The 20,623-nt window shown below is 36.5% G+C and carries 18 protein-coding genes; 8 read left to right on the top strand and 10 right to left on the bottom strand.

Going from position 1 to position 20,623, the window contains the following annotated elements; translation table 11 throughout:
• Position 1 precedes the first annotated feature (1 nt).
• The 4 genes from AB5443_RS23385 to AB5443_RS23400 all read left to right on the top strand — a co-directional run bounded on the left by AB5443_RS23385 (position 2) and on the right by AB5443_RS23400 (position 6,583).
• Positions 2-523 carry a DapH/DapD/GlmU-related protein gene (locus AB5443_RS23385; RefSeq protein ID WP_277135556.1) on the top strand — a complete coding sequence of 174 codons (522 nt, stop codon included), beginning with the start codon at positions 2-4 and terminating at the stop codon, positions 521-523.
• Between the two features lie 594 nt (positions 524-1,117).
• The gene (locus tag AB5443_RS23390; RefSeq protein ID WP_277135554.1) at positions 1,118-2,794 is read left to right on the top strand and encodes a hypothetical protein; all 1,677 of its coding nucleotides are present in this window, start codon (positions 1,118-1,120) and stop codon (positions 2,792-2,794) included.
• Positions 2,791-4,551, top strand: coding sequence for a hypothetical protein (locus tag AB5443_RS23395; RefSeq protein ID WP_277135552.1), 1,761 nt, complete (start codon positions 2,791-2,793; stop codon positions 4,549-4,551). Before AB5443_RS23390 ends, AB5443_RS23395 begins: the two co-directional genes overlap by 4 nt.
• Positions 4,552-4,558: 7 nt before the next feature.
• Positions 4,559-6,583: a hypothetical protein gene (locus tag AB5443_RS23400; protein ID WP_368114529.1), complete on the top strand. Its 2,025-nt coding sequence runs from the start codon at positions 4,559-4,561 to the stop codon at positions 6,581-6,583.
• A gap of 189 nt (positions 6,584-6,772) precedes the next feature.
• On the opposite strand, the gene AB5443_RS23405 is transcribed toward AB5443_RS23400, so the two are convergent.
• From AB5443_RS23405 to AB5443_RS23440, 8 genes are all read right to left on the bottom strand, one after another.
• Positions 6,773-7,474 (bottom strand): epoxyqueuosine reductase, encoded by a 702-nt coding sequence (locus AB5443_RS23405; RefSeq protein WP_277135550.1) that lies wholly within the window; start codon positions 7,472-7,474, stop codon positions 6,773-6,775.
• Positions 7,471-7,839: a DUF6463 family protein gene (locus tag AB5443_RS23410; protein WP_277135567.1), complete on the bottom strand. Its 369-nt coding sequence runs from the start codon at positions 7,837-7,839 to the stop codon at positions 7,471-7,473. The genes AB5443_RS23405 and AB5443_RS23410 overlap by 4 nt, the downstream gene beginning before the upstream one ends.
• A gap of 70 nt (positions 7,840-7,909) precedes the next feature.
• The gene (locus AB5443_RS23415) at positions 7,910-8,707 is read right to left on the bottom strand and encodes a helix-turn-helix domain-containing protein (protein WP_277135549.1); all 798 of its coding nucleotides are present in this window, start codon (positions 8,705-8,707) and stop codon (positions 7,910-7,912) included.
• 2 nt (positions 8,708-8,709) lie between these two features.
• On the bottom strand, positions 8,710-9,642 hold the full coding sequence (locus AB5443_RS23420) for a hypothetical protein (protein ID WP_277135548.1): 933 nt from the start codon (positions 9,640-9,642) through the stop codon (positions 8,710-8,712).
• Entirely contained in the window at positions 9,639-10,136 is a 498-nt protein-coding gene (locus AB5443_RS23425) for a GNAT family N-acetyltransferase (RefSeq protein WP_277135547.1), read from the bottom strand. The genes AB5443_RS23420 and AB5443_RS23425 overlap by 4 nt, the downstream gene beginning before the upstream one ends.
• A 120-nt stretch (positions 10,137-10,256) precedes the next feature.
• Positions 10,257-10,529: a TfoX/Sxy family protein gene (locus AB5443_RS23430; RefSeq protein WP_032531279.1), complete on the bottom strand. Its 273-nt coding sequence runs from the start codon at positions 10,527-10,529 to the stop codon at positions 10,257-10,259.
• 338 nt (positions 10,530-10,867) lie between these two features.
• The gene (locus AB5443_RS23435; RefSeq protein ID WP_277135546.1) at positions 10,868-11,008 is read right to left on the bottom strand and encodes a hypothetical protein; all 141 of its coding nucleotides are present in this window, start codon (positions 11,006-11,008) and stop codon (positions 10,868-10,870) included.
• A 155-nt stretch (positions 11,009-11,163) separates the two neighbouring features.
• Positions 11,164-12,000 (bottom strand): helix-turn-helix domain-containing protein, encoded by an 837-nt coding sequence (locus tag AB5443_RS23440; protein WP_277135545.1) that lies wholly within the window; start codon positions 11,998-12,000, stop codon positions 11,164-11,166.
• Positions 12,001-12,289: 289 nt separating this feature from the next.
• Here AB5443_RS23440 and AB5443_RS23445 point away from each other — a divergent pair, with 289 nt between their 5' ends.
• The 3 genes from AB5443_RS23445 (at position 12,290) to AB5443_RS23455 (ending at position 15,027) form a co-directional block, all read left to right on the top strand.
• Complete coding sequence (locus AB5443_RS23445) at positions 12,290-13,108, top strand: S24 family peptidase (protein WP_277135544.1); 819 nt, start codon at positions 12,290-12,292, stop codon at positions 13,106-13,108.
• Complete coding sequence (locus AB5443_RS23450) at positions 13,083-14,351, top strand: Y-family DNA polymerase (protein ID WP_277135543.1); 1,269 nt, start codon at positions 13,083-13,085, stop codon at positions 14,349-14,351. Before AB5443_RS23445 ends, AB5443_RS23450 begins: the two co-directional genes overlap by 26 nt.
• A gap of 265 nt (positions 14,352-14,616) precedes the next feature.
• A complete protein-coding gene (locus AB5443_RS23455; protein ID WP_277135542.1) occupies positions 14,617-15,027 on the top strand; it encodes a hypothetical protein in 411 nt (136 codons plus the stop codon).
• 332 nt (positions 15,028-15,359) lie between these two features.
• Here AB5443_RS23455 and AB5443_RS23460 read toward each other — a convergent pair whose 3' ends face one another.
• Positions 15,360-16,466 carry a site-specific integrase gene (locus AB5443_RS23460; protein ID WP_277135540.1) on the bottom strand — a complete coding sequence of 369 codons (1,107 nt, stop codon included), beginning with the start codon at positions 16,464-16,466 and terminating at the stop codon, positions 15,360-15,362.
• Between the two features lie 401 nt (positions 16,467-16,867).
• Here AB5443_RS23460 and AB5443_RS23465 point away from each other — a divergent pair, with 401 nt between their 5' ends.
• Positions 16,868-18,976 (top strand): outer membrane beta-barrel family protein, encoded by a 2,109-nt coding sequence (locus AB5443_RS23465; protein WP_277135539.1) that lies wholly within the window; start codon positions 16,868-16,870, stop codon positions 18,974-18,976.
• A 2-nt stretch (positions 18,977-18,978) separates the two neighbouring features.
• Here AB5443_RS23465 and aspD read toward each other — a convergent pair whose 3' ends face one another.
• A complete protein-coding gene (gene aspD / locus AB5443_RS23470; protein WP_368114528.1) occupies positions 18,979-20,622 on the bottom strand; it encodes an aspartate 4-decarboxylase in 1,644 nt (547 codons plus the stop codon).
• Position 20,623 lies beyond the last annotated feature (1 nt).

The raw sequence follows: 20,623 nt of genomic DNA on the forward strand, positions 1-20,623 counted from the left end.
TATGAAAGAAATAAGAATAGACTGTGCACACCAGAGTGAGGCGGAGCTTGCTTTGGCAAAAGAACAGGCACAATTGGTATTCCGCCTGAACCATACTATGCTGATGACGGATGAATATGATGAGCTGCTTCATCGTCTTTTTCCAAATATGGGGGAAGGCAGTCGTGTGAATACCCCGCTTACTGTCGTTCGTCCTCATGAGGTGAAGATTGGCCGTCATGTCGTTATAATGAATGGTTGCCTGATGATGTCTGCCGGTGGTATCACGATTGACGATGATGTTCAGATAGCCGCCAACGTACAACTGATATCAAATAATCATGATCTCGACAATCGCTCGATTATTACTTGTAAGCCAGTGCATATTTGCCGTAGGGCATGGATAGGAGCAGGGGCTACGATCCTTCCGGGAGTTACAATCGGTGAGAATAGTGTTGTAGGAGCGGGTAGTGTTGTGACCAGCGATGTAGAACCGAACACGATTGTGGCAGGTAATCCCGCCAGAGTAATTCGGAAGATTTAGATTTTCCGATTATTGGTTATGGAAAAATATAAGAATAAAAACGGAAGGGATTGATTTCTCTTCCGTTTTTTCATTTGACAATACCCATAAAGTAGAGACTTGATTCGGATTCAACTTCTAATTTAACACCTGATTTTCAATTAAATAATAACCGTTTTGTGGTATTGACAAGCTCAACTCATATTTTTACTCATGCAAATAGTAGATATGGAATAGTGCCATGACAATATTTGTATCTTTTTTAGAATAGCAATGAGAAATTATACGGGAATATTTTGTGGTTCGATAATAGGCACGGATTTATCTTCAACGATGTTTTTCCAATCGGCGGAGTGAAATATAATTTAATTAAGAAATAAATACAGATAGAAGCGAGAATGTTTTTCTACTGTGCAGTGGATAATGAAAATAATGGTAGTTTTTTACTCGTTCAGAGAGATCGAAATACAATGTGTAGAGAATTTTGTGGTTTTCTCTGAAAAAGTAAGATAATTGTATCTTCTTTTTTGGACATTCAATTTAAAATTTATACATTGCAACACTATTTTCATAAAAAATATAAGTGTTAACCAGCTATTTCTAAATCTTATATTCATGGACAAAACAATTTATATAGTAACGACTCGAAGTTTTAATTGTGAAGCAAATCAAAGAACGCTCTTTAACAGAGAAAACTGTTCTCCAGTAAATTTCAATAAGGATGGAGATTGGTATAAAATCGCTTTCCCTCATTATTTTACCGATATAATACAATTTGCGGATATACGGGTGGTAGAAAAACTCATTCGTACGAAAGCGAATAGATCTTTTCGTGACCGATTGGATAATATTGAAGAAATTACGAGAGAGGAGATAAATAAAGAGATTGAAAAACGAGAAGAAGAAGGTAAGATTAACATCGTTCTTAAAATCTTAAATACGATATTGTTAATTTTGAAAACGGCAAAAGGAGGATTTGCATTTGAAAGTAGTAGTAAAGATAAAGCTGTTAATATAGATAATGACAAAATTGACTATGATAAACTTTATCCTATGATGAAAAATGCCATCAACGAAGTTGCTCTGATAATATTTGAAGAAACGTGGGATTTGCTTTATGCACTAGACAATGAGGATATAGGGAAAGTTGTCGATATGGTTGTGGAAAATAAAAGTTTCAAATGGAAATATAAAGGTTTGCAGAGCTCTGTTACTATGGTTATTGATACTGTAATCAATAGCGTTTTAAAGCGAATTGTAATAGAATCTATTCCAACATGGTGGCACCGGCAGATTTACCTAAAGAACAAATGCTTGTATTGGGGAAGTGAAGATGCAAAAGCTTGCTATGATTTTCTGAAAGGGAAAGATGTGTTCAAGAAAGCAGAATCTTTACACTCCCAAGAGGTCAAAAACCAATTTTCATTAGAACAACCTATTTATCAATATAACATAGATACTGAAAACGAGAAATGGTTTATAGTTCAATGTTTTGATATGAGAACAGACCCGGATTTTGGATTGGACTACCTATTATCTCTTATTGAGGAGGTTGAAGATAAACTTGATAAAACATACAAATACAATATCCTTATACATGATTATGATATAGGCAGAAAGCTAATACGAAGTTCAGTGTTGCTTCAAAAGAAAGAATTTAAATTCGTATTGGATAATATCAAAAAATCATTGGCAGAAAAAGAATTAGAAATAATAGTTAAAGGCAAAAAAGAACTTTCTCCATCGATATCAAATGCAGATGATTTTTTTAATACTAAAACAGTCTTTCAACCCAAATTGGATTTCAGTATTCTGCAATCGGAAAATTTTGATATTTATCGGGAACTTATCAAAATACGTATACCTAATCGTAAAACTTATTTCGGCAAAATAGAAAACATAATTGTGTTTAAACATAATAAAGGAGAAATTGCTAAAATACTTAAAAAAGAAGAGATACAGCCTTTGAGACGTCTTTTTGAATATAGGCAACTTATTATGGAGTTGAGAGTTCAAACGATGATAGATATAGAAAAGATGATTTATGGCAAGCTTGATATTGCAAAACTCAATGAGAAATTGAGATTGTTTTATATTTCAGTTAGAAATGCTTTATCGGATTTGAATAATCAAAAGGCTAATGATAGCAGTCTTTCGTTAGAAAAAGAATTCTTGACCAAAATGCTGCAAGTTTTGGATAATTATTTCCTGATTACTAAAAAAGAAGGAACTGATATTGAAAAGAAAATCTGTATTCCTGTAGAACTGATTAAAGATATAAACTCAATATGAAAGGATATAAAGTAACTATAAAAATAAATGACTTCGATATTAAATTGATCATTCCGAAGAAGTTAGAAAATAATTTGTTTATACGATTGATAAGATCATACGATTATAACGAGTTATTTCGGTATCTTGATGAGAATGTCAGAAATACAAGTGTCACGTTCTATATTAATTTTATAGAACTCAGTAGTTTTCATGCAGACGAAAGGGATTTATATAATAAGAATCCAGATACAGAAGGACTTTATAAGAAGAAGGTTAAAGATAGCTTCTTACTGGATCGATTTACTTGTATCAATCCTCAGAGAAGATTCTATCCTCTTTATGCTCCTATTCTTCATATGAGTTGTATAGACTATTTTGATGAAGAGGTCATTAAAGCCAGAGGAATAATACTTCCACGCTATATTAAATATATTGATAGCAGTATATGGAATTATTATGTTCCTTTCGATAGGAAAGGGAATTCGTCCAAAGCATTTAAAGACAGATTCATCTTGACGTTATCGAAAATCATATCAAATTCTGTAAATGGGCTATATACTATCAATAATGCAAGAGAATATGCAGATTTGCATGCCAGGCAAGCTAAACAGGCATTTATGTCTGGGGTAGGGGCGCATACTAAAAATGTATCTCCTCATCTGTTCCATTCGGAAACAGAAATGGAGCAGCTACTTATCTCTAATGAGGAGTCTAAGAGGATCAAAAAGTATTTTAACGATGGTTTTAGATGGAGAATGCTCATTATTGATGATTTTGCATCCGAAGCATTAAAGACTTATCCTAAAGGTGGTAGTAATTTAAGTAAAACGGAGATAATAGTAAATATTTTATCAAAACGATTTGGGCTCAAGTACAGAGTATTCCAAAATTCTATAGCGTTATATACAGAAACAGATAATAAAGTGAAAATATGGATTGATACTATATCGGAGATCCATTCACAGGCAATAGAATTGTTAAAGTATAGATGCTATGATATAATCTTGTTAGATTATCTACTGAAGTATAAAAATGCCGTACAAAGAGAATATAGCTATGAATTATTAGATGCTATCAAAGGAGATAAAGCGCTTCAACGTTTGGCCGGACCATTTAAAAAATTTTGGATTTTCCATATTTCTTCTTTTAGAAGTGCTATTCAAGAACGCTTACAGGAAAAAGGCTATAGTTATAATGATGAGTTTTGGCAGATAGGACAGGGGGCTTGTCCAATCAATACCCCCGAATTGTTTGAATACCGTTTATACCATTTTATGGATAAGCAGATTAATAGTTTAAGTTTATCTATAAGAAAAAATAGTGATGATTTGGGAGGTATATTTACACTAAAGGAGCTTTTGGATAAAATAATCGACGGTGTTTTGGCAAGTGTAAAAATCCAGCAAAGTGAAACTCATAGCGTTGATTTGCAAAATTTAGACGCAATAAATAGTCTATCAGAGCATATTTCAAAGAATTTTGAGGTTTTTCTTCAGATTAGAGGTAATTACCGGATTTTGAAAAATGAAATTACTCTATTCAAGGAGAAAAAATATTCATCTATCCTTATTAAATCAATATACAAAGACATGGGTCGATATGAAAATTCCTTCTGGGAACATTTGATACATCTGATGTTTCTTATTGCCCATGGAAATGCTCCTCAATGGCATGAGATGTTAGAAGAGTTATATTGTCTGGATGGGAAAGATTTGGAAGAAGTGATAGAAGTAATCCGTGTGTATATTTTGCGGTTGTCTAAAGTTTATAATTAATATAGGTATGAATTACGGGATTTTTTTTTCTTTGAATAGAGAACATTCTGATCTAACAAATAGAATTGTTGTTTTTAATTATAGAGGGATTGAAATAAGTGAATGGGAAAAGATCGGTTCTACTCGATACCCTATTTACGTATATATTTCTCCCTATTTTATAAATTTTGAAGTGCATGTTTCAAATAATGAAAATGATAGATCGCATACTCATTTTAGCTTGTTCCGAATACCACTTGATAAAGGGATGATATCAGGGGGAGACTTTACAGATATGCTTAAAAGGTCGTATTCTGCATTATTCAATGAAGACCCGGATCATAAGATATTACAGCTTTTGCTTAAATCCTATAATTCTCAGAAAAATAAGTATAAATCGTATTCAACCCTTCAGGTTTTTAATAAGGAACAAAATGAGGATAAGCCTTTCTATTTGATAAGGAAGATTATCTTGGATTTTTTATTTGACTTAGACCGGTCGGCTTCTGTTTTTGATATGTCTCCCAATAGCGTTGCCCTGTTGTCTAAAGTGTGTAGAAATCAGCTCTTTAACGCGATTGTCAAAAAGGCCAGATTTTATTTTTCTCAAGAAGAGTATTATATTTATAAACAGGCCGTAGTCAGAAAAACGATTCTGCCACAGTTTATACAGAATGCTAAAGACTGGAATAACTTTATAAGAACCGGAGATAATGAATATCTCTTTCATAGTTCAGATTGGTGTGACGACGTAGAATCGGAGTTAGTGGATATGTTCCGGCCTGTGAAAGATGAAAAAATTGATATACCCATAAAGAACAATGAGAATTGGAAGGAGATGTGGGATTTGTCAATAAATTGGTTAGTAAAAAGATTCTCCTTTAGAAATACGCTAACAATGTTCTTTCCATCATATAAAGAAACACCTGCTAAAAATATTGGAAAACATGGGAAGATGAAGTTTGGCTTGATTTTTTGTCAATATTTCTTAGTGATCTTTGTTTTCATATTCTTTTTAGTCAATCTATATCGATTTTTAATTCTCATCCCTTTGGCTGCTCTAGTATATTGGATTATTGCTATCTATAAAAAGAAATGCCATTCTGCATTGAATTTATTGTTGCCAAGACTTTGGGCTATAATCATGTCTACTTGGATTGTACTTATCTGTAATACTGAAATATTGAAATGTTTTTGTGACTTGGAGCTTAACTGGGGAAATTATTGTTTACAGGTCCTTATTATTCTTGCGATCATGTTCCTGTTTGTGGTGGAAATTAAAAAAGTAAATCCATTTGTAACGAGTAGAAATAAATTTTTGTCCTCTGGCTGGATTATTACATTAGGATTTGTATATTCTCTGGTCATCGGTATTGCGTTAAGTAGTTTCGCCAGTAAGAAAATTCTGGGAAATACCACATATTTAAAAGATTTTCTTAATACGGCGATTTTAGAACGACAATCATTGGATATGGATGAATGTTATTCATATTTGGGTAGGACTTTTATCAATGAATGTCTTGATCCTGGTAAGGCGGACCAATATATGAAAAGGGTTGAAAGAATAATTAATAATGATAGTCTGTCAATAGATTCTATAATAGGTAAAAATCCCATTTGTTCTCAGGAGATCAAATTTGAAAAGCTTCCTAATAAATGGAATAATTTATTAGGAAGTGAAGTAAATCATAGTAGATTAATGTATATCGTATGTTCAGATATTCTTAGTGATACTATTTGTTATGGAATCTCTCATTATTATGAAATTCCCATGCAAACATTTAGTGATCATGATAACTGGCAGTGTTTATCCCTTTTCAAGAAGCTGATGACCTATAAACTATCAGCAAACAGCTATTTTGACAGTTTGAAATATTTGAAATTCAGTAATAATCCTGTAAGTACTAATTTGTTTGTTGAAAAGAAATTGATCTCTGGAATATATATAAGGTACTTTCCTGCGTTCTTAACAATATTCTCTTGTATATCCATGTTCATAGGCGTTTTCTTACAGGTTATCATCGAGGATAAAAAGATAACTGAAGCTATTTAATGTATAGCGGTTCCTTCTAAGAGGGATCAGAGGAAAATGCGAAGAGGGTGTGTCAAAACTCTCTTTTTAACAAAATCACCCTTGCTACAGATATCTGTGACGGGGGTGATTTTCATATTTTTGGTGTTTTGACACATCCCCCTTTTCCGTTTTTATTCTTGTGAACTCTCGTTTGTTACTTGTGGAGATTCAGACAATCTTCCTCTTTATATATGTTTGTGTTCTGGGACAATGCACAAGGCATTTCAAACAGGTACTACATCCATGTATGTTAACGATTTCATCTCTTGAAACAGATCTACTCCAAACTTTACCTTTAAGGACCTTTCTCTCGCAGATAGTGACGCAAGTAATGCAATTACCGCATTTTGGAGATAAGGGTTCATGCAATACCGTTTCCAGTGGAGCATCAGTTAAAACCGTACCGAGACATTGCGCTGCGCCATATTCAGGGGTAATTAACAGGTTATTTTTTCCAATCCACCCTAATCCGGCAAGTAGTGCAATGGTTTTATGGGGCAATACTGATTCTTTTGTTTCAAAATTGAATACGCCGTCAGCCACTAATCCTGTATCGGATTGTGAAATGGCTTTATAACCCTTTCCGGTGATGAACTTGGTCAGTTCGTCTGCTATTTCTCCCGCCTTATGTTCGGTTTGCGAATATTCATCATCGTCGAAATTGTAATTATCCGCTATCCGTGCTTGTACGTAGTCGGGAATATTAAATACCATTTTAGCATATTCTGCGGTTAGCGGAAGTGCAAAAACGATGGCATTCGGGAGTTGTCTGTTTTGCTTTTCGTCTAAATGCGATATACTGACAAAACGTATCAGTTCTGCTCCTTGATTTTTTAATTCGTTTTCTATCTCTTGGTTTAAGTATTTCATGTTTCCATTTTTTTATTTGCAGTAATTATTATCAATGCTTGCGGCAAAAACAGCCAAAAACCGGAAATCGGCTCTATGATACATCCAGCCACAGCAAACGCCAAAATACAATACCCCAAAAACAGAGGTGCGGGTTTCTGCTCTTTTTTGATATAGCATTGGAGTGTTAGCCCCCAAAGAATAAGTATAATCCCACATACTAAAAACCAAAGGGCGAAAGCACGGCTGTAACTGTCATCTGTGGAGTTTATTAATCCATCTTTTATCATGTCCGTAAAGTCCTCTTTCCCAAGTAATAGTGCATATACTGTGTGGATTACTCCTGTTATAACAAGAAATGTCCCACTGTATTTCCAAAGTTTCATATTTTCATTCATTGTCATAGATAATATTTTATTAATGTGCTTTTATAGTCTTTATTACTTTCTCTTTTTCTTATAGTTCTGATGGAGTTGTGTTTGCCAAATTTTTAGCTTCTTTTACAAAATGGGAAAAGTCGGTATATCCCAATTCGTCGTATAAATCATAACTACCATTTGCACGATAGTTCTTCAATGCAGTTTTAAAGCGTAAAGCTTTAAAGCATTGTTTGGGTGATATACCTAATACTTCTTTGAAATATCTATTGAGTGTAGGATTTGACACACCAACTTCCTTACTTACTGTGTTCAATTTGTAATTACGATTAGTATTGATATAGTAAATTGTTTTTATTACAGTGTTGAGTTTGAAATCAGAACTAAAGATTTTCATATTATTTAAAAGCCAATTCTCTACAAACTGAACTCGCTCGGCAAAAGAGCTTTGCAATTTTAGTTCGTCTATTACTTTTTGATTTAGATACTTTTGCAGAGACAAATAATTATCCACCAAAGTTGAAATATCTTTAGATAAACAGGAGTACAAAACTCCCGGCTTGAATTTTATTGAAAATTCATGGGTTCCGGGAGCGTGTATTACAGTGATCGCTTCTGTTAAGCTACCAGATATCTTATCACCCGATGTATCAATTATACCATGTTCACGAGGTACTTTGAATGTCTGACTACTATCGGAGATATAAATTGAAACTAAGATATTAGCATTGGGCAAAGCCACAAGTGAAAATGGAGTTATAGAATTTTTAGGAGTACATATTTCAAAATAATACTCAACAATATCCTTTAATTCAAAACAAGGATATTTAATCTCTACTTGTTCTTCATCTTCAAATATGACTTTACTCTTTACCATGTTTATTTAGTTAGGTGATATAATACCTGAATACCAAGCCCGAATGTCATCATTCGCTCTTTTTTGTTGGTTAATAGCTGTTGTGTCCAATCAAGCAATCCACCGTCAGCAATTTCAATAGTATTGCCGCCGATCACTATTTGCTGCTTTATTCTGAAACCATGATAATAGTTATTATCATGTTCCGGTGCTATAACCAAGACCTCAAGATTACTATTCTTTTCCCGGACATACGATATTGATTCCATTATAAGCGGGCTTTGACTGTCATAACCTTTGCATGGAATAATCTCATAATATATTTTCTCCACACCGTAACTTTTACATATTTCATACGATGTAGTTAAATGTTTTAATAGTTCTTCTTTCTCAAAATTAAAGCTACCAGTATCTCTACCACATGAAATAAGGGCGAGAACAGTAAAATGAGGAGTGAAATTAGGATTATTAAATACCTGTGTCCTTATTACCCGTGAAATGTTGCTGTAATTATAGGTTTTGTTATCTAATTCTCCTTTTTTCTTTAACAATGCGTAATGTAATGCTATTGCATTCGTCGGGTCTGCCTGTACTTCTGTGTTTCTTAAAGAAGTAAGGACTTTTTTCTGATCTACTGTTGCTATAACACTACTTGTCCCAAACTGAGCGACCGGGGAAAGTTCTATGGGTTCAAATCCTCTACCTGCTATTAATTTATAGCACCGTAATTCATTTTCTTTATATTCTAAAACATCTTCTAATAAGGCGGGCTTAACAAGCTTGTTACCCTCATATTTACTTAGTAAAGACGAGGGAGTTTCCTGCCCAACACGCTTGTTGAAAACGTCCAGTAAAACAGTGTTCAGTTCCGACCCGCTTAATTCATCAGACAACACTTTAACTATATCCTGCAAATCTAATTTACTAATAATGTGATCGCCTATATCTTTTTTCATTTTTTCCTAATACTATATAAATGTTCATCAACTATTTGTCCCTCTTTTATAACCGAGGACTTAATAATGGCTTCCTTTTCAAAACCTGTTTTTTCCAAAACTTTCATTGAACCTATATTATACTCGTAAATTTTCGCATAAATCCTCAATAAGTCAAGTTCTTCAAAAGCAAATTTTATCAATAACCTTACCGCTTCGGTAGCATATCCTTTGCCCCAATAAGGTTCTCCAATCCAATATCCAATTTCTGCATTAATACGATATACGTCATACTGTGGTATTAGGCTGCAACAACCAACGAATGTATTATTCTCATATATCCTGAAGACGTTTCCTAATGATCCATTTGTAGCTAAATCAAGAAATGTAGTAGCATCTTCAATCTTATAAGGATATGGAAAAGTATCCCGTAAGTTTACAGCGATAGCGTGAGTATTTGCTAATTGCTGTATATCCTCAGGTGGATTTAGGTTTATATTTTGTAATCGTATCATTTTAATGTACTTATTGTTTTTGCAAAGGTAATCTCATATGTCATATTAATAAGTGTAAAAATGAATCAATCTGCTAATTCTATTTAATAGCCTAATCATTAATCAAATTTGTTCTAATAGTTAATCCTGAATTTTATCTTTTAGTTCTTTTTTTAATTCTGATGGAATATCATTCCAGTGTAAGTTTAATAGAGCTCCTTCTAAAGAATAGAGATAATAGCACACAGGTATAGTCTTTTCAGGATGTTGTTCACGTATCTTTATAAAAGCTTTGACAGAGGTTGTTTCTGCAAGATCGGCTAAAGTAAATATACCAATTTCATTAAGGTATTTCTCAATAGTTGTGCCTATGTTCTTCGCATTTCTTAAATTGTTGTCTATTTTTGGTTTCATTTTTACTATGGATTACGTAATATATAGTCTTCTTGTAGTAATAATCTACAAATTCGGTATTATTCTGTCATTTCGGCAATGCTTATTCTACAATGATTCAATAGATTGCTTTAACATCTAATCGGTACCCAACCTTCCTTGGTTGAATTTTCCTTTCGACACCATAACCAACCATTTAGGCATCTTGAGCCGATTACTATCTCGTCTTGATTTACTGGTAACTCATAAGCTGAATAGTCTTCTAATGCAATAGCTATTTGTCGCTCATTCGGTAAGGTTTCACATACGTTCAAAATTTGTATAGGTATCCAACCTGTCATTCCATTGCCCGCTATACATCAAACCCAATTTACCCATTCCGGATCAGTTTCTTTTATAGCTAAGTTGATTACAACTTTTTCATCTTTCTTTAATATGATAGAATTTTCATAACTTTCAATCCATTTGTTTACAACAATATATCTTTCTATATACTTCATTACCTGGTCATTAAGACGTTCTTCAATCGCTGTTTATCTTTAGCTTCATTTTTACTGGCTATTACATAAGATATAAGCAGCTCCTTTATGTTATGTAATTCCATGCCGCGAAGTTAAAACATAGAACTTTTCAAAAATAGGAAAAATCGGACAGCTTATTCAGCAGCAACCTTTGAGGGAGTCTTACCGTAAAATAATTTAAACTCTTTTATGAAATGAGTTTGATCATAGTAACCAAAATCATAAAATGATTTTTCGGCTTTTATTGATTTGATTGAAGGATCAATCTTTAAAAGATTCTGGAAACGAACAATTCGGCAGAAAGATTTGGCTGTATCTCCTATATAAAAATTGAAAAGTCGTTGTAAATGACGACTACTTATTCCATCATTCAAATCTTTCTCAATATTAATCAGTCCTTTGCTTTTTAGAATAGTTTCTAATGCACAGAAAAATCTATTATCAAAAAGTTTATCTGTTTTATTAATATGATTAATGAAATAGCGATTGAGTTCATTGCACAAATTTTGAAGACATGAGCATTCATTTTCCGATTGTTGAATTGCGTTATATAAATGAGGTTGTACGATATTCAAATGCTCGTAATGATTACTTAAATCTGACGCATCTATATTAAATAGTAAAGGGAATATACCCGGTAGAAACCGTACTCCAAAATAACTAAATTCTTTATCAATACCAATCTTCACAAAAGAATTGCAGTACCCCATTATATATGCTTCATCATGATTAGTACAGTTAAAAACGACATCAATACACCCATCGGAAACTACACGATAATTGTATATATTATTTAGCGGCTTATTTGTCTTTAGATTCCAGTAGCAATAAATAAAGTCTTGTAGTTGGGCATCAGGCGCTAATTCAACATATGAGATCTCGCCATCAGTACCCATTACTGCTGGCTGAACTGGAGTGTATAGGTTTCTTATGTTGTATTCAAATGATTGAGGCAATGTATTGATTCTCATGAATTCCCTGTTATTTAGGTACAAAGTTAATCAATAGATTGCGCAAAAGGTTACCATAAATAGCATTCTTTTAAAAGAAAACAGAGAATACCTTAATAATTATAGATTCTATATATACTTTACAAATATTATAGTAATGGTTGATTAAGCTTTCATCATTGCAAAATTTCTTTCTGTTAGAGTTCTATTTGATAATTTAAGGGTGTTCTTAACTATAAATCAGCATTATTTTTTTTCCCTTGCATCACTTAACTAAAGTTCTTCCTAATTTTGTGTCAGGAGATCATTAATGAAAAAAAAAGGAATAACTATATATGGCGTGCAAGCGATGCACGTGAGTGAAGTTACTTTCATTGGAGATGGAATCAAAGCAGGATTTCCAAGTCCTGCGACAGATTATCTACAGGAAAGTATAAATATGAATCGGGTCATTGTCCAGAAACCGGATAATACCTTTATTATTATTGCTGAGAAAGGTATTTCTAATGAGGAATGTATTGAAGAGGGGAACCTTTTGGTAATAGAGCAGTCGTTGACTCCACGTGAAAACGATTTATTAGCTTATATAAAAGATGGTGAATTTTTAATTGGCAGGATTGGGGAAGAAGATAAAAACGATCTGATCTTGTTAGGTGTGTTAATTGCTAACATCAAAATTTATAAGGAGCATTTTCATCATGGTATTGAGTCCTTACCTATATTACCTGAAGAATATCCGTCTCTGCCTTCTTTGGTGCGGAAGCAAGTTGTAGGGAAGATCGATCTTAACACAATATTACTCAAGAACTATGCTACAACATTTGTGACTGTTGCAAATGGAGATTCTATGATAGAGGATGGCATTGACGATGGTAACTTACTGATTATTGACAAATCAATTGCACCTTATGACCAATGCCTGGCTGCCTGTTATATTAACGGGGAGTTTACATTGAAAAGGGTGAAAGTGGATAACGGGTGTGCCTGGCTTTTACCATCTAATCCGGCTTATCCTGAAATTAAATTATCAGAGGATGATGATTTTCTCGTCTGGGGAATTGTCGTTTCAAATATTAAACAATTTCGTTATGGGAGGATAACCAGTGGTAGGTCTGGCCGACTGCAATAATTTCTATGTATCGTGTGAACGCCTGTTTAATCCTTCACTAAATGACCGTCCTGTTGTCGTTTTGTCAAACAATGATGGTTGTATTATTGCCCGGTCGAATGAGGCGAAGAATCATGGAATAAAAATGGGGCAATCCTTGTATGAGAGTTGGGGGATGATCGAGAAGCATAATATAGCGGTATATTCCTCAAATTATGCTTTGTATGGGGATCTTTCTAACCGGGTAATGACGCTGTTCGGTAACTTTGTTGAAGAATATGAAATCTATTCTATTGATGAAAGTTTTCTATCTTTTAACGGATTTCAGAACTACAATCTTTACGAATATGGGGAAAAGATTGTAAGAACTGTAAGACGGGGAACCGGTATTCCCATTTCCTTGGGGATTGCGGAGACTAAGACGCTTGCAAAGGTCGCAAATAAATTTGCTAAAAAGTATTCTGCTTACCGGAGCGTTTGTATCATTGATAATAATGATAAACGTGAAAAGGCATTGAGGTTATTTGATGTAGCGGATGTCTGGGGCATAGGCAAAAAGCAGGCAGCTAAACTGGAAAGACGTGGAGTAAGGACGGCTTATGATTTTATATGTTTACCAATCGGATGGGTTCGTAAAAACCTCACTGTCGAGGGAGAACGTACGTATCGGGAACTCTTGGGTGAACCTTGTATTGAGATGGAACTTATGCCTCCTTCTCGAAAACAGATCTGTACCAGTCGATCTTTCGGTGAGATGACTTCTCAATATGAAGATTTGGCAGAGGCTATTGCAAATTATGCCAGTAGTTGTGCTCATAAGCTAAGACAACAAAAATCTGTAGCTGTGTCGTTAATGGTATTTATACATACCAATCACTTCCGGACTGATCAGCCTCAATATGCAAAGAATATCTTTATTAAATTGCCGGTTCCATCTTCGGATACGAGAGAAATCATTCATTATGCGCAAATAGGACTAAAGAAAATATTCCTTTCGGGCTTTCGTTATAAAAAGGCTGGAGTAATAATCACGGAGATTGCAGATCAGGATTGTGTTCAATTGAATCTTTTTAATGCATGTGATACTGGAAAATCAAACAAGTTGATGGAGGCTATTGATCGTATTAACAATAAGTATAAGTATGGTGTTCGCTTGGCAGCCCAAGGTACTGATGCATCTGCAAAATGGCATTTGAAGCAAAGCCATTTGTCCCAATGTTATACAACTAATATAGGAGAGATTTTATCTATAAACTGTCGATAGTCTCTTTTCCTGATTATTCTGAAGATATTTTTTATTCATTAATGAGCGCCTTATTTATTTGTTTTGCTATCTGGAAGGGTTACAGCTTTTGAATGAAAAAGAGTAACTCCTTGATTTCTTTAATATGCCTGCAATGAATTTCTTTAGTCACAGCGTATGTCTTATGAATTGTTAGTATATTAGAGAATTCTTTAAATCTATGTACGAATATGGAAGGACTTCTCACTATATTTACTTACCTTTGAGAATATTAATTCTATCAATCATGAAAAACAGGACTAAAAGAAGGATTCACCATAAATTCCATTCAGTAAACCGTAAACACAGAAAGAGTAAAAGAAAGTATTTTAGTAAATACGAAAGAAACAAGAAGAATAAATTAAATAATCCACCGCACAGATCCATAAAAAAGAATATCTTATCAGTTAAAAATAAATGTATTGGTGGGGGAGAAGTAGAAACATCAGGAAGTCCGGTCGAAGATATTAACCAAGACAAAGATGTTTTGTCTGTTCAAGATAAATCTATTGGAAATACTGCTCCAAGTAAAAATGTTATTCCGGAAAAAACAATAAGTTGTAGGACTGAGATCCTGTGGATTTTCTTTGGAATACATACGGCAAATGCTGTACTGATGATAGACAAGATCAAAAAAAGGAAGAATAAAGTGGCATGACATGACTTTACGGACTGAATCAGAAGAGGGCCATCGGACTTCTTCCGGAGTATCATGTCCTGCCGGATAAGTTCAGGCGATAAAACACAGAAAAATTACAATAAAAATAGCACATGAAGGGATTAGGGGGGCAACTTCATGTGCTATCTTCATTCTGTAACAGCGAATTTTTCACAAAATAATTATACTGTCATTTTACATTGGTTTCTGTATGCACTTGATTTGTTTTTTTATTGGAAATAAATTATCTTTGTTCACAGAAAGGCGTTCTTTTGATGTAATGCAAAACAAGATAGAATACAGAACTTTGCTCGTTTCTAAGTCGTTACCTATCACGAGACAGATTTATGCAAGTCATTAAATTTCAATGGTAAAGACAATTTGTAATGTCTCGAAAGGTGGAACGTCAGGTGTTTATTTATACGAGCAAACCCTGCGATGATTTTTATAAGATTATTACACGGATCATATTCAGGAACAGGAAAAATACGATCTCCAATTTGATAATCACGATATTTTTCCAGTAGTTTCTTCGGGATCTCTAATAATGGTATACTTGATTTTATATGGGTCTTTCTTCGCCTATATATTAGCCAACTATTTCCATCAAAAAAATCTTGTATATTTTGCTTAGTGAGCATTTTTAAATCAGTATGCGAAACGCCTGTAAAACAGCAGAAAATAAACATATCTCTGATAATTTCTAATAAATTAGTCGGTAATTCTACCGAAATCATTGCTTCAACTTCATCCATTGTTAGATATCCTATATCCACACTTTCTTTTTCTGCTACAAAGTGCTTGAATGGATCAATGGCTATGATATTGTAGTCATGTGCCATTGCTGAAATTCTTTTCAGTGGAACCATATAGAGACGTACAGTGTTGGCTCTGAAATTCTTTTCACAGCGTAAATAAAAGTCGAAGTTTTTAATAAAGCTTTCTTTTAATTCAACTAGCGGAATATCTGATATGTTATATTTCAGTTTCAGAAAGTTAGAGACATGATTGTACACATCACAATACATGCGATGGGTACTTTCGGCTCTGGTCTTTCCGACTTTCAACTTAAATTCATCATTGTGTTGTTTGAACAATGTTAAGAGGGTCATCTTCTTAATATCCGTTCCCATAACTGCATTATCCACTTTCTCTGCGGTAACATATCCTTCATAATGGAACAGCGTATCGTATTTAGCTCCAATGTTACGTTCCCAAAGATCTAACGTACTATTGATTTTTGTAGCGTAGGCGTCTCTCCCTGTTACTCTCATTTTTACCTTATCCCAACGATCGGGATGTACGCTTATCTTTGCGCTTCTTGTTTTGTCAACTCCGTTAACAGTAATACGAATCATAATGGGTACTGTTCCGTCTTTTTTAGGTGCACTCTTCTTTAAATAGAATAGCACTTTGAATGTCGATTTTTTCTCTTCCATAAGAACATCTTTTTAGGTGATAAAATTAATGCTTTCTTTTCAGATGATCTCTATGAAAAATGAAGCAGTACTATGAAATGTCGCCCTTGTAAATTGCTGATATACAATTTGTTATTAAATAGTTACCGGTAACGATTTATTTGGGAATAGGTAACGAATTGGTAACTCCAACTTGTCTTCAAAAGGCTTGTTTTTGACCTGTAAAGCCTATCTCCCTAAAAAACCAACAATTGACACATGATGTTGTTATTCAAGCTGTTATCGGTATTATTACCTTGTTTTTCTTTGTTTTGTATGGTAGCGGGCGATAAGACTAAATAACACTAGATAAGCGGGCGATAACGCAAAGTCTCGCTTTTTCTGCCGTATTTTGCAGAGTACCAAAATTAATGAAATACGAAATGAAACGAATCAGTTTACTACTTCCGCTTTGCGTCTGCGCATGGATGCCGGTAGCGGCGCAGCAGGAACAGCAAATGCAAGCCCCTGCGGATAGCGTGAAAAATATAGCTTACATCGACAGCATATTCAAAGAACTGCCCGAAGTAATGATAACCGGCGAACGCCCCATCGTTAAGGCGGAACAGGGAAAGCTGGTCTATGACCTTCCGAGACTGGTAGGCAACCTGCCCGTAGACAATGCCTATGACGCCGTGAAAAACCTTCCGGGAGTCATGGACTTGGGGGAAGGACTGATGCTGGGCGGTCAGGAAGTAACCGTCGTTATCAATGGAAAAGTGACCACCCTGTCTACCGGACAATTAAACGCATTATTGAAATCAATCCCCGTCAGCCGGATCGAAAAGGCGGAAGTGATGTACTCCGCCCCAGCACGTTACCAAGTCCGGGGTGCTATGATAAACCTGGTACTGGCTTCAGGCACAGGATACGAACCTTCCCTTCAGGGAGAACTCTATACCGCTTTTAATCAAAACCATTTCGAATCCTTGGCAGAGCGTGGAAGCCTTCTTTATTCCGGCCGTAAATTCTCTGCTGACCTTCTTTACTCTTACTCTTACGACCGCGACCGGAGAGAGACGGATAAAGAAGCGCTTCACACGCTTGCCGACGGTTCAACGCATCAGATGGATATGTATGAAAACACAATCTCCCGTAACAACAGCCATCAGATACGTCTCGGAATGGATTATGCCTTTACAGACCTACATCTGCTCAGCCTTGTATATACAACAGCCTTTACAGACTCCAAACACAAAGCCACAGTGACCGGCGCACAAAACTCATTGACAAACTCGCACGCGGACAATCAGCTCCATAATACGAAACTCGACTATCAAACCCCGTTCGGCCTGAAAGCCGGCGTGGAATTTACCTATTACCGTTCTCCCGGCAGCCAACTTCTATACAGTACGCTGGGAAACGAAACCATGAACTTCCTAAGCCGGGATAACCAGCGAATCAACCAATGGCGTTTCTATGCCGGACAAGAACATACCTTAGGCAAGGACTGGGGGTTGAACTATGGCATGGCATACACGACCGCCTTAGACCATAGCTTCCAAAGATACTACGAACCCGAAACTGAAACCCTGCTGCCTGACAATAACATGCAGTCCCGCCGCCGTGAACAAACCCTCAACTTCTACGCCGGCCTGAGCAAAAGCTTCGGGCGGAAATTCTCGGCGGATATCTCTTTAGCGGCCGAACAATATCATACGGACATTTGGAATGAATGGAGCTTCTATCCGGTTGCCAACCTTACTTATACTCCCGCCACCGGGCACATGCTGCAACTCTCATTAAGCAGCGATAAGGAATATCCCGAATATTGGAGCGTACAGAACGCCTCCTCTTATATGGGTGCTTATTCCGAAATCCAGGGCAATCCCCTGCTCAAACCCGCCGCGAATTATGAAACGACACTTAGCTATATCTTAAAAGGCAAATACGTCTTTTCCGCCTATTACAGCTATACGAAAAATAATGAGATGCAGACCCTTTACCAATCTCCCGACCGCTTGGTAGAAATCTATAAATTTTTCAACTTCGACTTTTCAGAACAGGCAGGAATTATGATGGCCGTTCCGTTTAAAATAAAGAATTGGCTGGATTCCCGCCTGACGGCAGTCGGACTTCGTTACCACCAAAAGGACAGCGATTTTTGGGATATTCCGTTCGACCGCAAACTCTATACATTTGTGCTGACCATGAACAATACCTTCACCCTCTCCACCAAACCGGATTTGAAGCTGACCCTGACCGGCTTTTATCAAAACAAAATGATACAGGGAACATTCGACCTTCCCCGTTCGGGAAACCTGAATACAGCACTGCGTTATACTTTCGCCAAGGGCAAGGCGCAACTCACACTGAAATGCGATGATATATTCAATACCTCTACCATTTCCACACGCATCCGTTTCGGCAATCAGAACGTGAAGAACCATTATATGAGAACAACACGTGAGTTCGGCATTTCTTTCAACTATAAATTCGGTGGATATAAAGAGAAAAAACGGGAAGAAATTGATACTTCCCGTTTTAAATAAACTTATGATACGGATGCTTTCCAGGTTTCGGCATACTCTTCCAGTACCCGCTTGATGCTCTGCCCGATTTTAACATAATCGTTTTCATTCAGATTGGCGAGCGATACGCGGACACTCCATTTCGGCCCGGCAAAGCCGCCGCCGTTCAGCAGCACGAGTGAAGTCTCATTTGCCAGACGAAAAACTACATCCAGCGGATTATATGACTTTTGCAGGTAAGCGACGAAATCATCTCCATAGAATTTCTTCGCCCATACCAGCATATCTATTTCCGAATAGTATCCGGCACGCAGCGGGTCTTCCACCAGTGTGAAACCGGTATTGTCCCATAACGCATGCAGACGGCGATGAATAATTTCCTGCATCCTGGCTTTATAGCGGTCTTCCTTGTCAAGCAGTGAGAACATGGCAAACAGACTCATCTGCATCTGTTGCGGCAGTGAAAGCCCTGCGGTATGATTCAGTGCAATTTGCCGGCTGTCTGCCACCATGCGGTCGATAAACTTCATCTTTTCCGGCTGCAAACTCAGGCTCGAATAACGCTTGTTCAGGATTGCCTTCTGCTCCGCCGACAGGCGGGCAATCATTTTGTCGTAGATGTTGTCTTCGTGCAATGCAATAACCGCGTCTCTCCATCCCGTAGCTCCGAAATATTTGGAGAAAGAATAGACGCAAAGCGTATTATGCGGCAATTCCGCCATCAACGAACGGAAGTGGGGGATAAATGTTCCGTACACGTCGTCCGTAATAATCATCAGGTTCGGATTGTCATTCTTTACGATGTTGACAATACGGGCGGCAGTTTCCGCGCTGAGCGCGTAACTGGGCGGATTGCTCGGATTCGTGATAAACAATGCCTTGATTCGCGTATCTTTCAGCTTGTCAATATCTTCATCCTTATATTGCCACGTATGCAGTCCGTCGGCCGTCATCTGGTCAGCAGATATTTCGGTAACATCGAACTGATAACGCCGTAGTTGCGGAATCTCGATATAAGGTGTAAATACAGGAACCATCAATGCGATGGCATCTCCCTGATCCAGCAGGAAGTTCTCCTGCAGTGAATCAAACAGGTAACACATGGCAGCCGTTCCCCCTTCAGTGGCGAAAAGGTCGAAAGTTCCTTTCGGCGGACGGCGGTCGCACATTTCCTGTGCCAGATAATCCTGTACTATCAGTTCCGTGAAATGCAGGATACGGTCGGGCACAGGATACTGGTCGCCGATAACGGATTCCGCCCATTCGTGAACAAGCGTGTCCGGATCGGCAGCGTGTTCCATCAACATATAGTTGTATCCTTCTTTCAGCAGGTTGGCACCTGCCGCTTTCTCATTGTCTTTCAGGAAAGCCTCGAAACGTGCGGCAATTCCTGCCTTTTGTGGAATACCCGCTATCCCTTCATCCAGTGAAAACGCACGGCGGCATTCGCAAAGCCCGAACTGTCCTAACAGGAAAAACGCTTCCCGTGGTTCGGTAGCAATCCAGTTCGGATTACCTCGCCCGGCATTCAGCATGGTATGCGCTATTTTCTTGATACTTTCATCCGCCATGTCAATGAGCTTGTTTTTAAGCTCGAACGGGCTGATGGTTTCCATTCTCCTGGCGTAGCTTTTGCTGATAGCCGGGCTATTGTCTTTTTTTTCCATA

It is taken from the genome of Bacteroides sp. RTP21281st1_H5_RTP21281_210402, assembly GCF_040918965.1.
Lineage (GTDB): Bacteria > Bacteroidota > Bacteroidia > Bacteroidales > Bacteroidaceae > Bacteroides > Bacteroides congonensis.